The 14,928-nt window shown below is 73.0% G+C and carries 15 protein-coding genes; 4 read left to right on the plus strand and 11 right to left on the minus strand.

The genetic code is table 11. The features are described 5' to 3' along the window. Window positions 1-119: 119 nt before the first annotated feature. The 6 genes from BLV02_RS25505 to BLV02_RS25530 all read right to left on the minus strand — a co-directional run bounded on the left by BLV02_RS25505 (window position 120) and on the right by BLV02_RS25530 (window position 3,972). On the minus strand, window positions 120-650 hold the full coding sequence (locus tag BLV02_RS25505) for a hypothetical protein (protein ID WP_069109026.1): 531 nt from the start codon (window positions 648-650) through the stop codon (window positions 120-122). Window positions 651-716: 66 nt separating this feature from the next. Continuing rightward, window positions 717-1,382 (minus strand): HAD family hydrolase, encoded by a 666-nt coding sequence (locus BLV02_RS25510; RefSeq protein WP_069109567.1) that lies wholly within the window; start codon window positions 1,380-1,382, stop codon window positions 717-719. Next, a complete protein-coding gene (locus tag BLV02_RS25515) occupies window positions 1,379-1,840 on the minus strand; it encodes a PTS sugar transporter subunit IIA (RefSeq protein ID WP_216093947.1) in 462 nt (153 codons plus the stop codon). The genes BLV02_RS25510 and BLV02_RS25515 overlap by 4 nt, the downstream gene beginning before the upstream one ends. After that, complete coding sequence (locus BLV02_RS25520; protein WP_053204840.1) at window positions 1,837-2,067, minus strand: PTS sugar transporter subunit IIB; 231 nt, start codon at window positions 2,065-2,067, stop codon at window positions 1,837-1,839. The genes BLV02_RS25515 and BLV02_RS25520 overlap by 4 nt, the downstream gene beginning before the upstream one ends. A 35-nt stretch (window positions 2,068-2,102) precedes the next feature. Next, window positions 2,103-3,143, minus strand: coding sequence for an SIS domain-containing protein (locus BLV02_RS25525; RefSeq protein WP_171906655.1), 1,041 nt, complete (start codon window positions 3,141-3,143; stop codon window positions 2,103-2,105). A 58-nt stretch (window positions 3,144-3,201) separates the two neighbouring features. Then, window positions 3,202-3,972 (minus strand): GntR family transcriptional regulator, encoded by a 771-nt coding sequence (locus BLV02_RS25530; protein ID WP_216093946.1) that lies wholly within the window; start codon window positions 3,970-3,972, stop codon window positions 3,202-3,204. A gap of 150 nt (window positions 3,973-4,122) precedes the next feature. Here BLV02_RS25530 and BLV02_RS25535 point away from each other — a divergent pair, with 150 nt between their 5' ends. The 3 genes from BLV02_RS25535 to ptsP all read left to right on the plus strand — a co-directional run bounded on the left by BLV02_RS25535 (window position 4,123) and on the right by ptsP (window position 8,158). Continuing rightward, a complete protein-coding gene (locus tag BLV02_RS25535) occupies window positions 4,123-4,902 on the plus strand; it encodes a UTRA domain-containing protein (RefSeq protein ID WP_069109023.1) in 780 nt (259 codons plus the stop codon). Window positions 4,903-4,955: 53 nt separating this feature from the next. Further along, a complete protein-coding gene (locus BLV02_RS25540) occupies window positions 4,956-6,413 on the plus strand; it encodes a PTS transporter subunit EIIC (RefSeq protein WP_069109022.1) in 1,458 nt (485 codons plus the stop codon). 86 nt (window positions 6,414-6,499) lie between these two features. Beyond that, entirely contained in the window at window positions 6,500-8,158 is a 1,659-nt protein-coding gene (gene ptsP, locus BLV02_RS25545) for a phosphoenolpyruvate--protein phosphotransferase (protein WP_069109021.1), read from the plus strand. Window positions 8,159-8,391: 233 nt separating this feature from the next. On the opposite strand, the gene BLV02_RS25550 is transcribed toward ptsP, so the two are convergent. The 4 genes from BLV02_RS25550 to BLV02_RS25565 form a co-directional block, all read right to left on the minus strand. Next, window positions 8,392-9,564 carry an ROK family transcriptional regulator gene (locus BLV02_RS25550; protein WP_069109020.1) on the minus strand — a complete coding sequence of 391 codons (1,173 nt, stop codon included), beginning with the start codon at window positions 9,562-9,564 and terminating at the stop codon, window positions 8,392-8,394. Continuing rightward, window positions 9,561-10,388, minus strand: a complete 828-nt coding sequence (locus tag BLV02_RS25555; RefSeq protein WP_342762405.1) for a carbohydrate ABC transporter permease — start codon at window positions 10,386-10,388, stop codon at window positions 9,561-9,563. The genes BLV02_RS25550 and BLV02_RS25555 overlap by 4 nt, the downstream gene beginning before the upstream one ends. A 98-nt stretch (window positions 10,389-10,486) precedes the next feature. Continuing rightward, window positions 10,487-11,428 (minus strand): carbohydrate ABC transporter permease, encoded by a 942-nt coding sequence (locus tag BLV02_RS25560; RefSeq protein ID WP_216093944.1) that lies wholly within the window; start codon window positions 11,426-11,428, stop codon window positions 10,487-10,489. A gap of 5 nt (window positions 11,429-11,433) precedes the next feature. Further along, on the minus strand, window positions 11,434-12,834 hold the full coding sequence (locus tag BLV02_RS25565) for an ABC transporter substrate-binding protein (RefSeq protein ID WP_069109018.1): 1,401 nt from the start codon (window positions 12,832-12,834) through the stop codon (window positions 11,434-11,436). A 130-nt stretch (window positions 12,835-12,964) separates the two neighbouring features. Between BLV02_RS25565 and BLV02_RS25570 the strand changes: the two genes are divergently transcribed. Next, entirely contained in the window at window positions 12,965-14,020 is a 1,056-nt protein-coding gene (locus BLV02_RS25570) for a zinc-dependent alcohol dehydrogenase (protein WP_069109017.1), read from the plus strand. On the opposite strand, the gene BLV02_RS25575 is transcribed toward BLV02_RS25570, so the two are convergent. Continuing rightward, on the minus strand, window positions 14,013-14,879 hold the full coding sequence (locus tag BLV02_RS25575; RefSeq protein ID WP_069109016.1) for an AraC family transcriptional regulator: 867 nt from the start codon (window positions 14,877-14,879) through the stop codon (window positions 14,013-14,015). The genes BLV02_RS25570 and BLV02_RS25575 overlap by 8 nt on opposite strands. Window positions 14,880-14,928 lie beyond the last annotated feature (49 nt).

Consider the following 14,928-nt stretch of genomic DNA (forward strand, 5'->3'; position numbering starts at 1 on the left):
GCCCTGGGTGCGCTGGCTGGCTGGGCGCTGGCCTGGGTGCGCCGCTCGGGTGCGCCGGCCGGCGTCAGCCGCCGTTCGCGCCGGGTGCATGGCCCGCCCGGCTGGGAGGGAGTCCCACCCTACGGGCGGGCACTGACACTCGACGTCGATTTGCCGGTGTCGGTGTTGCTGTCGTCGGTGCGGCGACGGCGCCAGCGGCTCAGCCGGCTGGGTCGGCCGTCCTCGCCGGCCGGAGCGTCGGGGGTGCCGTCCCGGCCCACGCCACTCGTGTCGGCAGCGCCCGCGGGCATCGTCGTCGCCGGGCGGTCGGCGACCACAGAGCGGTCAGCGACAGCAGAGCGGCCGCCCACAGCAGAACGGTCGGCGGCGGCAGCGCGGTCCTCGGCCAGATCCTGGTGCGCCACCTTCTGGCGCAGGTAGCGGATCTCCGTCCGCCGCGCCCGGGCGGCACGCAGCCCGGCGGTGAGCACGACCAGGCCGGCGAGCACCACGAGCATCGTCACGGCGCCGGCGACGAACACGCCCCAGACGGGGACGTCGGTGTTCAGGCCGAACGAGTCAAGCAGCACGTCACCGGTGCCGTCGGCCGCGACGACGTACACGGCGGCGCCGGCGACCGCGAACAAGAGCAGTGCGAGCACGATCAACATGGCTCCCGACCTCCTCCGGAGTCTGTCCCCACAGGTACCCGTCCGGACGCCGGCCAAACCGCGTGGTCAGGACCGCAGCAGCTCCGCCGGTCCGGAGACGACCCGCTCCGCGCCGCCGTCGAGGAGGAGGGCGGGCGGGGCGCCGGTGGCGACACCGATGACGAGACCGACGCCGGCGGCGAGGGCCGAGCGCAGGCCGGGAACGGTGTCCTCCAACGCGACGGCGTCGACGGGGTCGACGCCGAGGGCGGCGGCGCCGGCGAGGTAGGGCGCGGGGTCGGGCTTGCCCGCGGACGTCGTCTCGGCGGTGACGAACGCGGCGAAGAGGTCGCGGACGCCGAGGATGTCGCCGACGGCGCGCTCCGCCCACTCCAGCCCGGCCGACGTCACCAGCGCGACGGCGACGCCGGCCGCGTGCAGCCGGCGGATCAGCTCGGCCGCGCCCGGCACCGGCCGCGGCGGGTGCGCCTGGAGGTCCACCCGCGCCACGACATCGGCGACCAACGCGGCGGCGTCCTCGCCCGACCACGGTCCGGCGAGCTGCGCGAACACCTCGGCGCCGCGGCGGCCGGCGAACGCGCGCAGCACGTCCGGCCCGACGTCCCAGCCGCGGGCGGCGAAGTACGACCGGTAGGCGGCCTGGTTGGCCGGCTCGCTGTCGACCAGGGTGCCGTCGAGGTCCAGCAGCGCGGCCCGCCGGCCGGTGAGCGCCGCGTCGAGCCCGGCGCTCACCGCGCCCACGTGAACAGGACGTCGCCCGCCTCGGCCGGGCCCGCGGCCCGCAGCTCGCCGAGCTGGCCGGGGGTCGCCTCGAGCGCGATGACCGGCACCACCGGCGACCGGCCGCTCGCCTCGACGGCGGCCGGGTCCCAGGTGACGACGGCGGCGCCGGCGGCCACGACGTCGCCCTCGGCGACGTGCAGTTGGAAGCCCTCGCCGCCCAGCTGGACGGTGTCGATGCCGAGGTGGGTGAGCACGCCCGCGCCGTCGTCGGTCTGGACGACGAACGCGTGCGGGTGCAGCTTGACCAGCCGCCCCGGCACCGGCGCGACCGCCGTCACGGGGCCGGACCGGTCGGGGTCGACCGCCAGCCCGGGGCCGACCAGTGCCTGGGCGAAGACCGGGTCCGGCACCTCGGCCAGCTCGATCACCCGCCCGGGCACCGGCGAAAGCACGTCGAGCTGCGTCACATCAGATCCTCGATGTCGGTGGCGATGGTGTCCGCCTCCGGCCCGACGACCACCTGGACGACCTGGCCGGCCGAGATGACGCCGAACGCGCCGGCCGCCTTGAGCGCCTTCTCGTCCACCAGCGCGGCGTCGTGCACCTCGGTGCGCAGCCGCGTGGCGCAGGGCTCGATCTCGACGATGTTGCCGGCGCCGCCCAGCGCCTTGAGGATCTGCTCGGCCTTGTCCATGTGTCCCCTCCGATTGACGAGTGTGCGCGGCCGGCTCAGCTGCCGGCCGGGTCGGTCTGGGTGACCTTCGAGAGCCCCCGGGGCGCGTCCGGGTCGAGCCCGAGCCTGCGCGCCAGCGCCTCGACGGTCAACTGGGCCGGCACGACGAGCGCCAGCGGCGCCACCAGCTCGCGCAGCGCCGGACCCGGAACGGAGACGTCGACGGCGCCGGCGAACCCGGTGTCGCCGCCGATGCCGATGGTGGCGGCGGCGCCGCGGCGGCGCAGGTCGTGCGCCAGCTCCGTCATACCGGCCACCATCGGCCCGTCGGCCGCCGACACCAGCAGCGCGACGTGCTCGGCGTCGACGACGGCGATCGGGCCGTGCCGCAGGTCGGCGTAGGACAGCCCGCGCACCGGCCGCAGGCAGGTCTCCTCCAGCTTCAGCGCCGCCTCGAGCGCCGTGCCGAACGTGATGCCGCGGCCGCTGACCAGCGTCTCGGGCGTGGACGCGAGCCGCTCGGCCGCCTCGTCGACGCCCTCGCGCCGCTCGATCAGCCGCTGCACCTCCTCGGGCACGCGGTCGAGGTCGGGGTCGAGCGTGCCCGGCTTCGCGGCGAGCGCGTCGGCCAGCACGACCATCGCGGCCAGCTGGGTGAGGTACGACTTCGTCGCGGGCACGGCCTTCTCGGCGCCGGCGCGGGTCACCAGCGCGAGGTCGGCGGCCCCGGCCAGTGCGCTGCCGCCATCGTTGGTGACGGCGATGGTGCGGGCGCCGTGCGCGGCGGCCCACGCCTGGGTCTCGACGATCTCCTCGGTCTCACCGGACTGCGACACCGACACGACCAGCGCCTCGGACAGGTCGAGGTCGGAGTGGTAGTGCGTGGCGACACTCGGCGCGGCCAGCCCGCCCGGGACGCCGGCGTGCACCTCGAGCAGGTACCGGCCGTAGATCGCGGCGTTGTCCGACGACCCGCGGGCGACGAACAGCACCACGCGGCGGTCCGCGGCCAGCGCCTTCAGCTCCGCACGCAGCGGCAGCAGCGACTCGAAGGTACGGGCCAGCGCCTCCGGCTGCTCGGCGATCTCACGGGCCATGATCGTGTGGGTCACGAGGCGGTCTCTCCTGTCGGTGGGTCGATGACGTGGGACGGGTTCAGGTGGTGGCGCCGGGAGCGGCGGCGTCGGGCTCCTCGGTGCGTTTGCGCGGCACCACCGCCGGGTGCGGCCGGGCGACCGGCACCCACAGGGTGTAGCGGTCGGACCGGAACGCGGACCGGCTGTACTCGATGGCGGAGTCGCCGGTGAACGCGCGCCGCGAGATGCGCAGCACCGGCTTGCCAGGCTTGATCATCAGCAGCTTGGCCTCCTCGTGGTCGGCCTCGCCGGCGTCGATGGTGTCCTCGCCCCAGTCGGGGATCAGCCCGCGGGAGTCCAGTTCGACGTACACGCTGTCAGGGGTGCCGTCCTCGAGGAAGCCGGGCAGCCGGTCGGCGGGCAGCCAGGTGTGCTCGACGGCCATCGGCTCGTCGTCGGCGTAGCGCAGCCGGTGCAGGTGGACCAGCTGCTCGCCGGGCGCGACCTTGAGCGCCTCGGCGATGTCGGGCTCGGCCCGCACCAGCTCGGACGCGAGCACCTTGACGCCGGCGGTCATGCCGCGGCGGGTCATCTCCTCGGTGAACGACGCCAGCCGGACCTGCAGGTCGACCTTGGGTGGCGCGACGAACGTGCCGCGGCCCTGGACGCGTTCCAGCACGCCCTCGACGACCAGCGCGTCGACGGCCTGGCGCACCGTCATGCGGGACACGGCGAAGCGCTCGCACAGCATGCGCTCCGACGGGACGGGGTCGCCCGGACGCAGCTCACTGATGACGAGACTCCGCAGGTAGTCGCGCACCTGCAGGTACTTGAGCGTCGATCGGCGCAAGGACAGCACAGGACTCGCATCGGGTCGGGGCCGTCCGGGCATCCGGCCAGCCGGTCGATTCGGCACACACCCCTTGACAAGTTCGAGGTGCAGCCACATTGTATGGGCCACTGGTCAAGTCATCTAGACCAGTTCCTACCACTGACCGAGATGTCGGGAAAGAGGGTCTCCGTGAACGTGGTCGACGGACCGGTGCCCAAACACCGGCAACTGAGGGAGATCCTGCTCGCGATGATCGAGGGCGAGCTGGTGCCCGACGCGCCGGTGCCGTCCGAACGCGAGCTGGTGGCCCGCTTCAAGGTCAGCCGTGCCACAGTACGCGAGGCGGTCGGGCGCCTCGTTGCCGAGGGCCGCCTCTATCGCGTCCGCGGCAAGGGCACGTTCGTCGCGGCGGCCAGCATCGAGTCGCAGATGCACCTGTCCTCGTTCACCGAGGACATGCGCCGCCGCGGCCACAAGCCGTCGACGGTGGTGCTGGGCGCCGACGAGACCGCGGCGCCGCCGCCGGCCCGCGCCGCGCTCGGCCTGGACGTCACCGACCGCGCCTACCGGATCGAGCGGCTGCGCTCGGCCGACGGCGCACCGATGGCGCACGAGGTGTCCTGGCTGCCGGCCGCGCCGCTGCCAGGGCTGCTCGAGCGCGACCTCACCAGTTCCGTCTACTCGATCCTGGCCCACGACTACGGCCGCGTCCTCGACTCCGCCGCCCAGACGGTGTGGGCGGAGGGCGCCGACCCGCTGCGGGCCCGGCTGCTGCGCGTGCCGCCGGCCGCGCCGCTGCTGGTGTTCCGCAAGACGTCCTACGCCGCCGGACGGCCGATGGAGCACGTCACCTCGTGGTACCGCGCCGACCGGTACCAGGTGCACATGACGCTGGAACGCACCCCCACCACGGGCTCGGCAGGCGCCGGGCCTGGACACCACCTGTAGAGGAGAACGCACGTGAACCCTCACATCCGCATGACGGCGAGAGGAGCGACGGGATGAGCGCGGTGACCGCCACCGCGACCGGGAAGCGCGGCTTCCCCGGCCTCGCGGTGCTGCAGCGCATCGGCCGCAGCCTCATGCTGCCGATCGCCGTCCTGCCGGCCGCGGCCCTGCTGCTGCGCCTCGGTTCGAACGACATGCTCGGTGGCGAGCCCGGTACGGTGCCGGAGGGCCTGCCCGCCGGTCTGGCGCAGTACGACGGGCTGCACTGGCTGCAGCCGGTGTCCGAGGTCGTGGGGGCGGCCGGAGCGGGCATCTTCAACAACCTGCCGCTGATCTTCGCGCTCGGCGTCGCGATCGGCTTCGCCCGCAAGGCCGACGGCTCGACGGCGCTGGCCGCCGTGGTCGGCTACCTGGTCTACAAGAGCGTGACCGACGCGATGTCGCCGCACGTTCTCGACCGGGCGGCCGAGGGCGAGACCCAGGAACTGATCAACTTCGGCGTGCTCGGCGGCATCATCATGGGTCTCACCGCGGCGCTGCTGTGGCAGCGGTTCTACCGCATCAAGCTCCCGCCGTACCTGGCCTTCTTCGGCGGCCGCCGGTTCGTGCCGATCATCACCGCCCTGGTGGCGATCTTCATCGCCGTCGGCATGAGCTTCCTCTACAAGCCGTTCAACGACGGGCTGACGAACCTCGGCGAGTGGGTCACCGAGAACGACGTGCTCGGCGGCGGGCTGTACGGGTTCTTCAACCGGCTGCTGATCCCGCTCGGCCTGCACCACATCCTCAACTCGTTCCCGTGGTTCCAGCTGGGCGAGTACACCCCGCCGGGTGGTGAGGCGGTCCAGGGCGACATCCTGCGCTTCCTCAACGGCGACCCGACCGCGGGCGCGTTCATGACCGGCTTCTTCCCGATCATGATGTTCGCTCTCCCGGCCGCCGCGCTGGCCATCTGGCAGACCGCCAAGCCCGCGCAGAAGAAGATCGTCGGCGGCATCATGCTCGGCGCCGCGCTGACCTCGTTCCTCACCGGCGTCACCGAGCCGCTGGAGTTCTCGTTCCTGTTCGTCGCGTTCCCGCTGTACTTCATCCACGCGATCCTGACGGGCACGGCGTTGGCGCTCACCAACGCGCTGGACATCCGCGACGGGTTCGGTTTCTCGGCCGGCTTCATCGACTACGCGATCAACTTCCGCATCGCGGAGAAACCGCTGTTGTTGATCGTGATCGGCCTGGGCTACGCGGTGGTCTACTACTTCCTGTTCCGCTGGGTCATCACCAAGTGGAACCTGCGCACGCCGGGCCGCGAGGACGACGAGGCGGCGGTCGAGGCCTCGCTCGGCGAAGAGGCCGCGGCGCTCGTCGAGGAGGAGGAGAAGGTTCCGGCCGGCGCGCCGGCGCCCGCTCCCGCCACGGCGGATCTCGGGGCATCACCGGACGGTCCGTCGCCGGGTGTGCCCCCGGCACCCGAACCGCCGGCGGGGCCGTCGTCGAACGGCGAGCCGAAGTAACCAGCACCACGGTGATCATCGGCACTTTCCGGCCCACGCGGGCCGGAAAGTGCCGATGATCGTGTGAGGACACGCAAGGAGGAGCGGTGGCAGTGATCAGCGGTGTGGGTGTCAGTTCCGGACGAGCGGCAGGACCGGTGGTCCGGATGCCGGACCCGGTGGGCGAGCCGCCGGCCGGCGCGACGTTGCCCGACGGCGCCGACGTCGCGGCCGAGGGCGCCCGCATCGCCGCGGCGGCCGAGCAGGTCCGCGCCGACCTCGAGCGGCGGGCGGCGGCTGCACACGGCGACGGCGTCGCGGTGCTGGAGGCGACGGCGCTGATGGCGGCCGACCCGACGCTGGTCACGGCCGCACAGAAGAAGCTGTCCGACGGCACGTCGGCGCCCCGCGCGGTGTGGGACGCGGCGGCCGAGGTGCAGGCGATGCTCGAGTCGCTGGGCGGGTACATGGCCGAGCGGGCCCGCGACGTCGCCGACGTCCGCGACCGCATCGTCGCCGTGCTCGACGGCCGGCCGGCGCCTGGGGTGCCCGAGCGGGCCGAGCCGTTCGTCCTGGTGGCGCACGATCTCGCCCCGGCCGACACAGCGACGCTGGACCCGGCGACCTGCCTGGCGCTGGTGACCGAGGGCGGCGGGCCGACGTCGCACACGGCGATCCTGGCCCGGGCGCTCGGCCTGCCCGCCGTCGTCGCCGCGGCCGGGATCCTGGACGTCGCCGAGGACACCGTCGTGCTGGTCGACGGCGGCGCCGGGACGATCCAGCCGGACCCGCCGGACGACGTCGTCGCGCAGGTCCGGGCCGCGGCCGCCCGGGTGCTGACGTTCGACGGCACCGGCCGCACGTCCGACGGCCACCGCGTGCAGCTGCTGGCCAATGTCGGCGACCCGAAGGGCGCCGCGGCCGCCGCTGAGGCCGGCGCCGAGGGCGTCGGGCTGTTCCGCACCGAGTTCTGCTTCCTCGACCGCGCCGAGGAGCCGTCCGTCGACGAGCAGGTCGCGCAGTACACGGCCGTGCTGGCGCCGTTCGCCGGCAAGAAGGTAGTGGTCCGGACGCTCGACGCGGGCGCGGACAAGCCGCTGCCGTTCCTCACCGACGCGTCCGAGGCGAACCCGGCGCTGGGCGTGCGCGGCTATCGCACCGCGTGGCGGCATCCGGAGGTGCTCGACCACCAGCTCGAGGCCATCGCGCGGGCGGGTGAGGCGTCCGGCGCCGAGGTGTGGGTGATGGCGCCGATGATCTCCACGCCCGCCGAGGCCGCCGACTTCGTCGCCCGCGCCGCCACGTTCGGCCTCGCGACCGCCGGGGTCATGGTCGAGGTGCCGGCGCTCGCGCTGACCCCCGACCACCTGATGGCGAAGGTGGCGTTCGCCAGCCTCGGCACCAACGACCTCACCCAGTACACGATGGCGGCCGACCGCCTGCTCGGCGACCTGGCCGAGCTGAGCGACGGGTGGCAGCCGGCCGTGCTGCGGCTGGTGCACCTGACGGCCGAGGCGGGCCTGCAGGCGGAGCGTCCGGTCGGCGTCTGCGGCGAGGCCGCGGCCGACCCAGCCCTCGCCGTCGTGCTGACCGGCCTCGGCGTGACCAGCCTGTCGATGACGGCGCGCGCCATCCCCGACGTCGCGGCCACGCTGCTCTCCGTCACGCGCGCCGAGTGCGTGCGGCTGGCCGAGCTGGCGCTGTCCGCGCCCGACGCGAAGGCCGCCCGCGCCGCCGTCCACGCGGAGCTGCCGCCGCTGGGCTGACCCGGGATGGGCACGGTCACCGGCCTGATCCGTGTGCGCGCCCTCTGGGCGTCGGGTACGCGTCGGTGTTCGAGGTCCATCCGCTGATGCTCGACTGAACCCGCCGGACGCTTTGCAATGAGCACCCATACGCACCACCGGCGGGGTGGTGCGTATCGGTGCTCATTGCAAACGCGTCCAGCACCGCGGCCAGCAGGTCGTCAGCGTCAGCTGGGCACCGGATCCCGTGATGGTCATGCGGCGCCGAGGCGGGCGTCGACGGCGGCGGCGGAGAAGACGTGGTCGACGACCATGATGCGGGCGCCTTCGATGGCGGCGCGGTCCTGCAGGGCCGACGCCGTGATGGTGAGGTCGCGGGTGGCCAGCGGCACCGTCCGCTCGTACAGCGACTCGCGCACGCCGATGAGGAAGTGCTCGTGGGTCAGCGCCATCGACCCGCCGATCACCAGCACGCCCGGGTTGAGCAGCGCCACCGCCGTCGCCAGCACCTCGCCGACCAGCTGGCCGGCGGTGCGCACCAGCGCGATCGCGTCGGCGTTGCCGGCCTGCACCAGGCGGGCGACGTCGGTGGGGGTCTCGGCCGCGATGCCGCGGTCGGCGAGCTGCCGGACCAGCGCGCCGCCGCTCGCGTGCGCGGCCAGGCAGCCGTTGGCGCCGCACGCGCAGACCGCACCGGCGACCGGGTGGGCGATGCGGATGTGGCCGATGTCGCCTGCGCCGCCCGCGATGCCGCGCTCCGGCCGTCCGCCGATGATCAGCCCGGCGCCGATACCCGTCCCGACCTTGACGTAGAGCAGGCTCGGCACGTCCGGGTGGTAGCGCCGGGCCTCACCGAGCCCCATGAGGTTGGCGTCGTTGTCGATCAGGGCGGGCACCCCGAACCGCTCCTCGAACACCGTCGTCACCGGGTGGTCGTCCCAGCCGGGCATGATCGGCGGCTGCTGCAGCCGCTTCGTCGCGACGTTCACCGGCCCGGGCACGCCGATGCCGATGCCGCACAGGCCGTCGCGGGCCGCCGGACCGGCCGACGCGAGCAGCGCCGCGAACCCTTCCAGCACCGCCGTCAGTACCGGGTCCGGGCCGTCCTGGATGCGGATGCGGCTGGTGCTCTCGGCCAGGATCGCCCCGGCGACGTCCTGCAGCGCCAGCCGCGCGTGCGTCGCACCGAGGTCGGCGGTCAGCACGTACTTGTCGGTGTCGACGAACGACAGGCCCTTCGCCGGCCGCCCGGCGACGCCGGAGTGCTGCGCGGCCGCCTCGCTCAGGTAGCCCGCCGCCGTCAGCATGGCCAGCCGCTGGGTCAGCGTCGACCGGGACAGCCCGGTCTGCTCCAGCAGCTCGCGGCGGGTGCTCACCTCGCCGGAGCGGACCAGCTGCAGGATCTGCCCTGCCGTCGTGCCCGTCATCCCTTCTCCGCGCCGCTGGTGAGGCCCTCGACGAGCATCCGCTCGGCCAGGAAGAACAACGCGATGATCGGCAGCGTGAGCACCACCGAGCCGGCCATCAGCACCGTCGTCGGCACCTCGATCGACCCGGACAGCCGCGACAGCCCGAGGCTGACCGTCCAGTTGTCGCGCCGCTCGACCAGGAACAGCAGCGCGAACAGGAACTCGTTCCACGCGATCATGAACACGTACAGCCCGGTCGCGATCAGCGACGGCATCGACAGCGGCAGGCTGATGCGCCGGATGACGCCGAAGCGCGTGCACCCGTCGATCAGCGCCGCCTCCTCCAGCGACACCGGGATGGTCGAGAAGTAGTTGCGCAGCATGTAGATCGCCACGGGCACAGTCTGCGCCACGTAGACGATCGCCAGCGCCAGTAGGTTGCCGCGGAGACTGAGCTGCGAGAACAGCACGAACAGCGGGATCGCCAGCAGGATCGGCGGGAACAGGTACACGATGAGGAACAGGAAGCCCGACGCGCCGCGGCCGCGGAAGGCCAGCCGGCTCACCGCGTAGGCGCCGAGGATCGACGCCACCAGCGTCACCACCACGGTCACGGTGGCCACCAGCGCGCTGTTGCCCATGTACCGCAGGAACCCCTGGCCGCCGTCGTCGACGGACGTCAGCACCTCGCGGTAGGTGTCGGCGGTGACCTCCGACGGCGACACCCACAGCCGGCCGGGCTCCAGCAGCACCTCGGCGATCGGGCGCACGGACAGCACCAGCATGTAGAGGAACGGCACGATCGTCACCAGCGCCAGCCCGACGATCGTGACCACCCGCAACGTGCCCCAGACCCGCTCCTCGCGGCTGCGGGGACGGCGCCGGCGCGACGACGGGCGGTCCGGCGCGGTGGGCGGTGCGGTCGTCACGGTGTCCACGCTCACGACGTCTCCCCTCGGGCCGCGGCCGTCCGCAGGTAGACGGCGATGAAGACGACCAGCACGCCGGCCAGCACCAGCGACTGGGCGGCCGCGGCGCCGATGTCGGTGCGGGCGGTCAGGAACTCGTACACCCGGATCGACACCACGTCGGTGCCGGCGCCGCCGCCGGTCAGCAGGTACACGTCGTCGAACTTGTTGAACGTGAAGATGAACCGCAGGATCGTCAGCAGCGCGATCACCGGCATCAGCTGCGGCAGCGTGATGTGGCGGAACCGCTGCCAGATCGACGTCCCGTCCACCATGGCGGCCTCGTCCAGCTCGCCGGGCAGCGCCTGCAGCCGGGCGATGAGGAACAGGAACGCGAACGGGAAGTACCGCCACGCCTCGAACGCGATGACCGTCAGCAGCGCCAGCGGCACCGTCACGTCCACCCCGAACAGCCCGACCGTGTAGTCGCGCTGCGACAGGAACGGCACCGGCTCGTCCCAGCCCAGGAACCGGGTGCCCCAGGCGTTGACGATGCCGAACTGCGGGTTCAGCGCGACCGACCACACGAACGTCACGGCGACGACGGGCGCGACGTACGGCAGCAGCATCGCCGCGCGCAGCACGCCGCGGCCGCGGAACGGCTTGCGCAGGGCCAACGCGGCGACCAGCCCGATGGCGATCGAGCCGAGCGTCGCACCGACGGTGTACACGACCGTCGTCCACAGCGACGACCAGAACCCGGACGACCCGAACACTGTCGCGAAGTTGTCCAGGCTGTACTCGCCGAAGAACCCGGCGTCGCGCAGGTTGATCAGCCGGACGTCCTGGAACGCCAGCGAGATCGTCCAGAGCACCGGCAGCACCACGACGACGACCACGATGAGCAGCGTCGGCGAGATGAGCCGGAACGCGAGCCGGGACTCCTGGCGGGCCAGCGTGTCGGTGCGCGGCACCGTCGTCACTCCAGGCTCTGCTGGATCTCGGCGACGGCGTCCTGCGCCTGCTGGGCGGCCTCCTCACCGGTGCCGCTGCCGCTGACCAGCTCGTTCAGCGCGGCCGCGACGGGCAGCTCGCCGAGCGTGGCGCCGACCAGCTGGCCCTGGCCCTGCTCGAACCCCCACCGCTGGATGGTCTCGGCGCTGGTGCGCACCGTCTCCAGCGTCTCGGCGTCGTAGAAGTCGCCGAGCGGCGCCAGCGTGTCGACGCCGGCGTCGAGGCCCTCCCACGCCGTGACGTACTCCTCCGGGTCGTCGGCCGTGCCCTGACGGGTCGGGATGCGGCCCTCCGGCGCGACGGCGAGCCAGTCGACGTAGCCGTCGGACATGACGTACCTGACGAACTCCGAGGCCGGGTCGGTCGCGGCGTCGGCGGTCAGCACCCACGACGTGATCTCGCCGTACGACGCCGGCTCGTCTCCGCTGGGTCCCTGGACCGCCGTGACGACGCCGCTGTTCTGCGCGAGGAACGTGGGGTCGGCCCGGCACTCGGGGCAGGTCGGCAGGGCGTCGTTGCGCAGCCCGGCCAGCTCGTCGAGGATGAACGACGACCACACGACCATGGCGGCCTGGCCGGCGAAGTAGGTGGCCCGGGTGGTGTCGACGTCCTGGTTGCCGGCCACGGAGTAGTCGCGCACGAGGTTCGCGTAGAAGTCGAACGTCTCGGCGCACTCCGGCGAGTCCAGCGTCACCGTGCCCTCGTCGTCGACCAGCTCGCAGCCGTTGCCCAGCGCGAAGTACTCGAAGCTCTGCTGGGTGAACGCGTCGCCGGGGATGGTCGGCGCGGCGATACCGGCGACGGCGTCGCCGTCCAGGGTCTCGGCGGCCGTCGTGATGGCGTCGAACGTCGTCGGCGGCTCCAGCCCGGCCGCGTCGAACAGGTCCTTGCGGTAGACCATGAGCTGCGGCCAGCCGTCGCTCGGGACCGCGAGCTGGGCGTCGCCGTCGCGGGTCAGCTCGAGCGCGGCCTGCGCGAAGGTGTCCTCGCCGAGGTCGTCGACGATGCTCGCCGGCGTCTCGGTGTCCAGCAGTTCGTTGACGGCCATCGACTGCACACCGGCCAGCGACGTCGCGCCGATGACGTCGGGCAGGTCGCCGGCCGCGGCCGACGACGTGACCAGTTGGTCGAAGTCGTTCTCGGCCACCGACACCAGCTCGACGTCGACGCCGGAGGACTGGCTGAAGGCGTCGACGATCGCCTCGATGGCGGTGACGCGGTCGGCGATGTCCTCGACCACCCACACCGTGATTCCGTCGGCGTCGCCGGCCGAGTCGCTGTCGTCGTCGCCACCGCCGCACGCGGCGAGCAGGACCGATCCGGCGAGGACGGTGGCCGCCCCGCGGCCGATGGTGCGTGCTCTCATGCGAACCTCTCATCGTGGAGAGTTGCCAGCTCTGGGTTACGGTCATGAAACACCTAATAATGTCCGATGACAAGACATAATCTGCCTGACCCTCCGACACAATTACACTGAACAGAAGTAGAGGTGTCTGATGTCGCTCGTCGTGCAGTTCACCGGTCCGCGTCAGGTCGGCGTCGCCGACGAGCCGTCGTCGCCGCTGGGTGCGGGGCAGGTCCGCATCGCCACCTGGTACTCCGGCATCTCCGCCGGCACCGAGCTGACCGCGTACCGCGGCTCCAACCCCTACCTGACGAAGACGTGGGACGCGGCGGCGCGGCTGTTCACCGACGGCGCGCCGGCGTTCTCCTACCCCGTCTCCGGCTGGGGCTACCAGGAGGTCGGGCAGGTCAGCGAGGTCGCGCCGGACGTGGCGTCACCGCGGGTGGGCGACGTGGTCTACGGCATCTGGGGGCACCGCGCCGAGACGGTGGTGCCCGCGGCGATCGCCGCCCGGCGGCTGCTGCCCGCCGGCGTCGACCCGGTGCACGGCGTGTTCGCCCGGGTGGGCGCCATCGCGCTGAACGCCGTGCTCGCCGCCGACGTGCACCTCGGCGAGCACGTGGCGATCTTCGGCCAGGGCGTCATCGGGCTGCTGGCCACGCGGCTGACGGAACTGAACGGCGGCTCCGTGGTGGCGGTCGACGGGCTGCCCGGCCGGGTCGCGCTGGCGTCGCGGTTCGGCGCCGTACGGGCGGTCCCGGCCGACGTGGCGGGCGGGGCGGCGGTCGTGGTGCGGTCGGTCACCGACGGCGCCGGCGCCGACACGGCGATCGAGCTGAGCGGCCACTACCGCGCGTTGCACGAGGCGATCCGGTCGGTGCGTCCCGGCGGACGGGTCGTGGCGGCCGGCTTCTATCAGGGTGAGGCGGGTGGGCTGCTGCTGGGGGAGGAGTTCCACCACAACCGCGTCGAGATCGTGGCCAGCCAGATCGGCGGCACGCCGCGGGCGCTCGGCGACCGGTGGAACCACGACCGCCTGCTGACGGTGGTGATGTCGCTGGTCGCCTCCGGCCGCCTGGACGTCGCGCCGCTGCTGTCGCACGTCCTGCCGGTGACGGAGGTGGCCGGCGCGTTCGACCTGCTCGACCGCCGTCCGGCCGAGGCATTGCAGGTGGTGCTGCGGTTCCCGGCCGCCCCCGTCAGCTGACCGCGTCGCGGCTGGGCGGGACGCCGAACTGGCGGCGGTACTCGCGGCTGAACTGCGACGGGCTGTCGTAGCCCACCCGGTGCCCGACGCCGGTGACGTCGCCCGGGTGGGCGGCGAGCAGCAGCCGGGCCTCCTGGAGCCGGATCTGCTTCTGGAACTGGATCGGGCTCATGGCGGTGACGGCCTGGAAGTTGCGGTGGAACGCCGAGACGCTCATGCCGGACAGCCGTGCGACGTCCTCGACGCGGAACGATTCGCGGTAGTGGTCGCGGATCCAGCCGACCGCCCGCGCGACGTGGCTGAGGCTGCTGTCGGCGAGGCCGAGCTGACGGACCAGCGCTCCCTGCTCGCCGCTGAGCAGCCGCCAGAGGATCTCGCGCAGCACCAGCGGCGCGAGCACGTCGCGGTCGCGCGGGTGGTCGAGCAGCCGCAGCAGCCGGACGACGGCGTCGAGCAGTTCGGCGGGCGCCTCGTTCACGGCGAGAGCGGACGGCGCGGCGGCCGCCCCGCGCGGGACGGCGCCGGGGCCGGCCCGCAACAGCAGCTCGGCCACGGCGGCGGGTCGCAGGATCAGCCCGAACCCCAGCGCCGGCCGCTCCCGCGTCGCGCCGACGAAGTGCCCGGTGACGGGGAGGTCGACCGACGCCACGAGGTACTGGCCGGCCCGGTAGTCGTAGACGCGATCGCCCAGCGCCAGCCGCTTCTCGCCCTGCGCGATGAGCGCCAGCATGGTGCCGGACATCGATGCCGACGGCGGGCCGGAGCGCTCGACCTTCGAGAGCAGCACGTCGTCGATGGCCGTGGTGGCGTCGGGGCGGGCATGACGGTCGATCAGCCGCCGCAGCTCCTCCAGGGGCATGCCACGATTCTCGTTAGCGCGAGAGGATCGGGCAAGTCATGGAGAGGAT

The sequence above is a fragment of the Jiangella alba genome (genome assembly GCF_900106035.1).
Classification (GTDB): Bacteria; Actinomycetota; Actinomycetes; order Jiangellales; family Jiangellaceae; genus Jiangella; species Jiangella alba.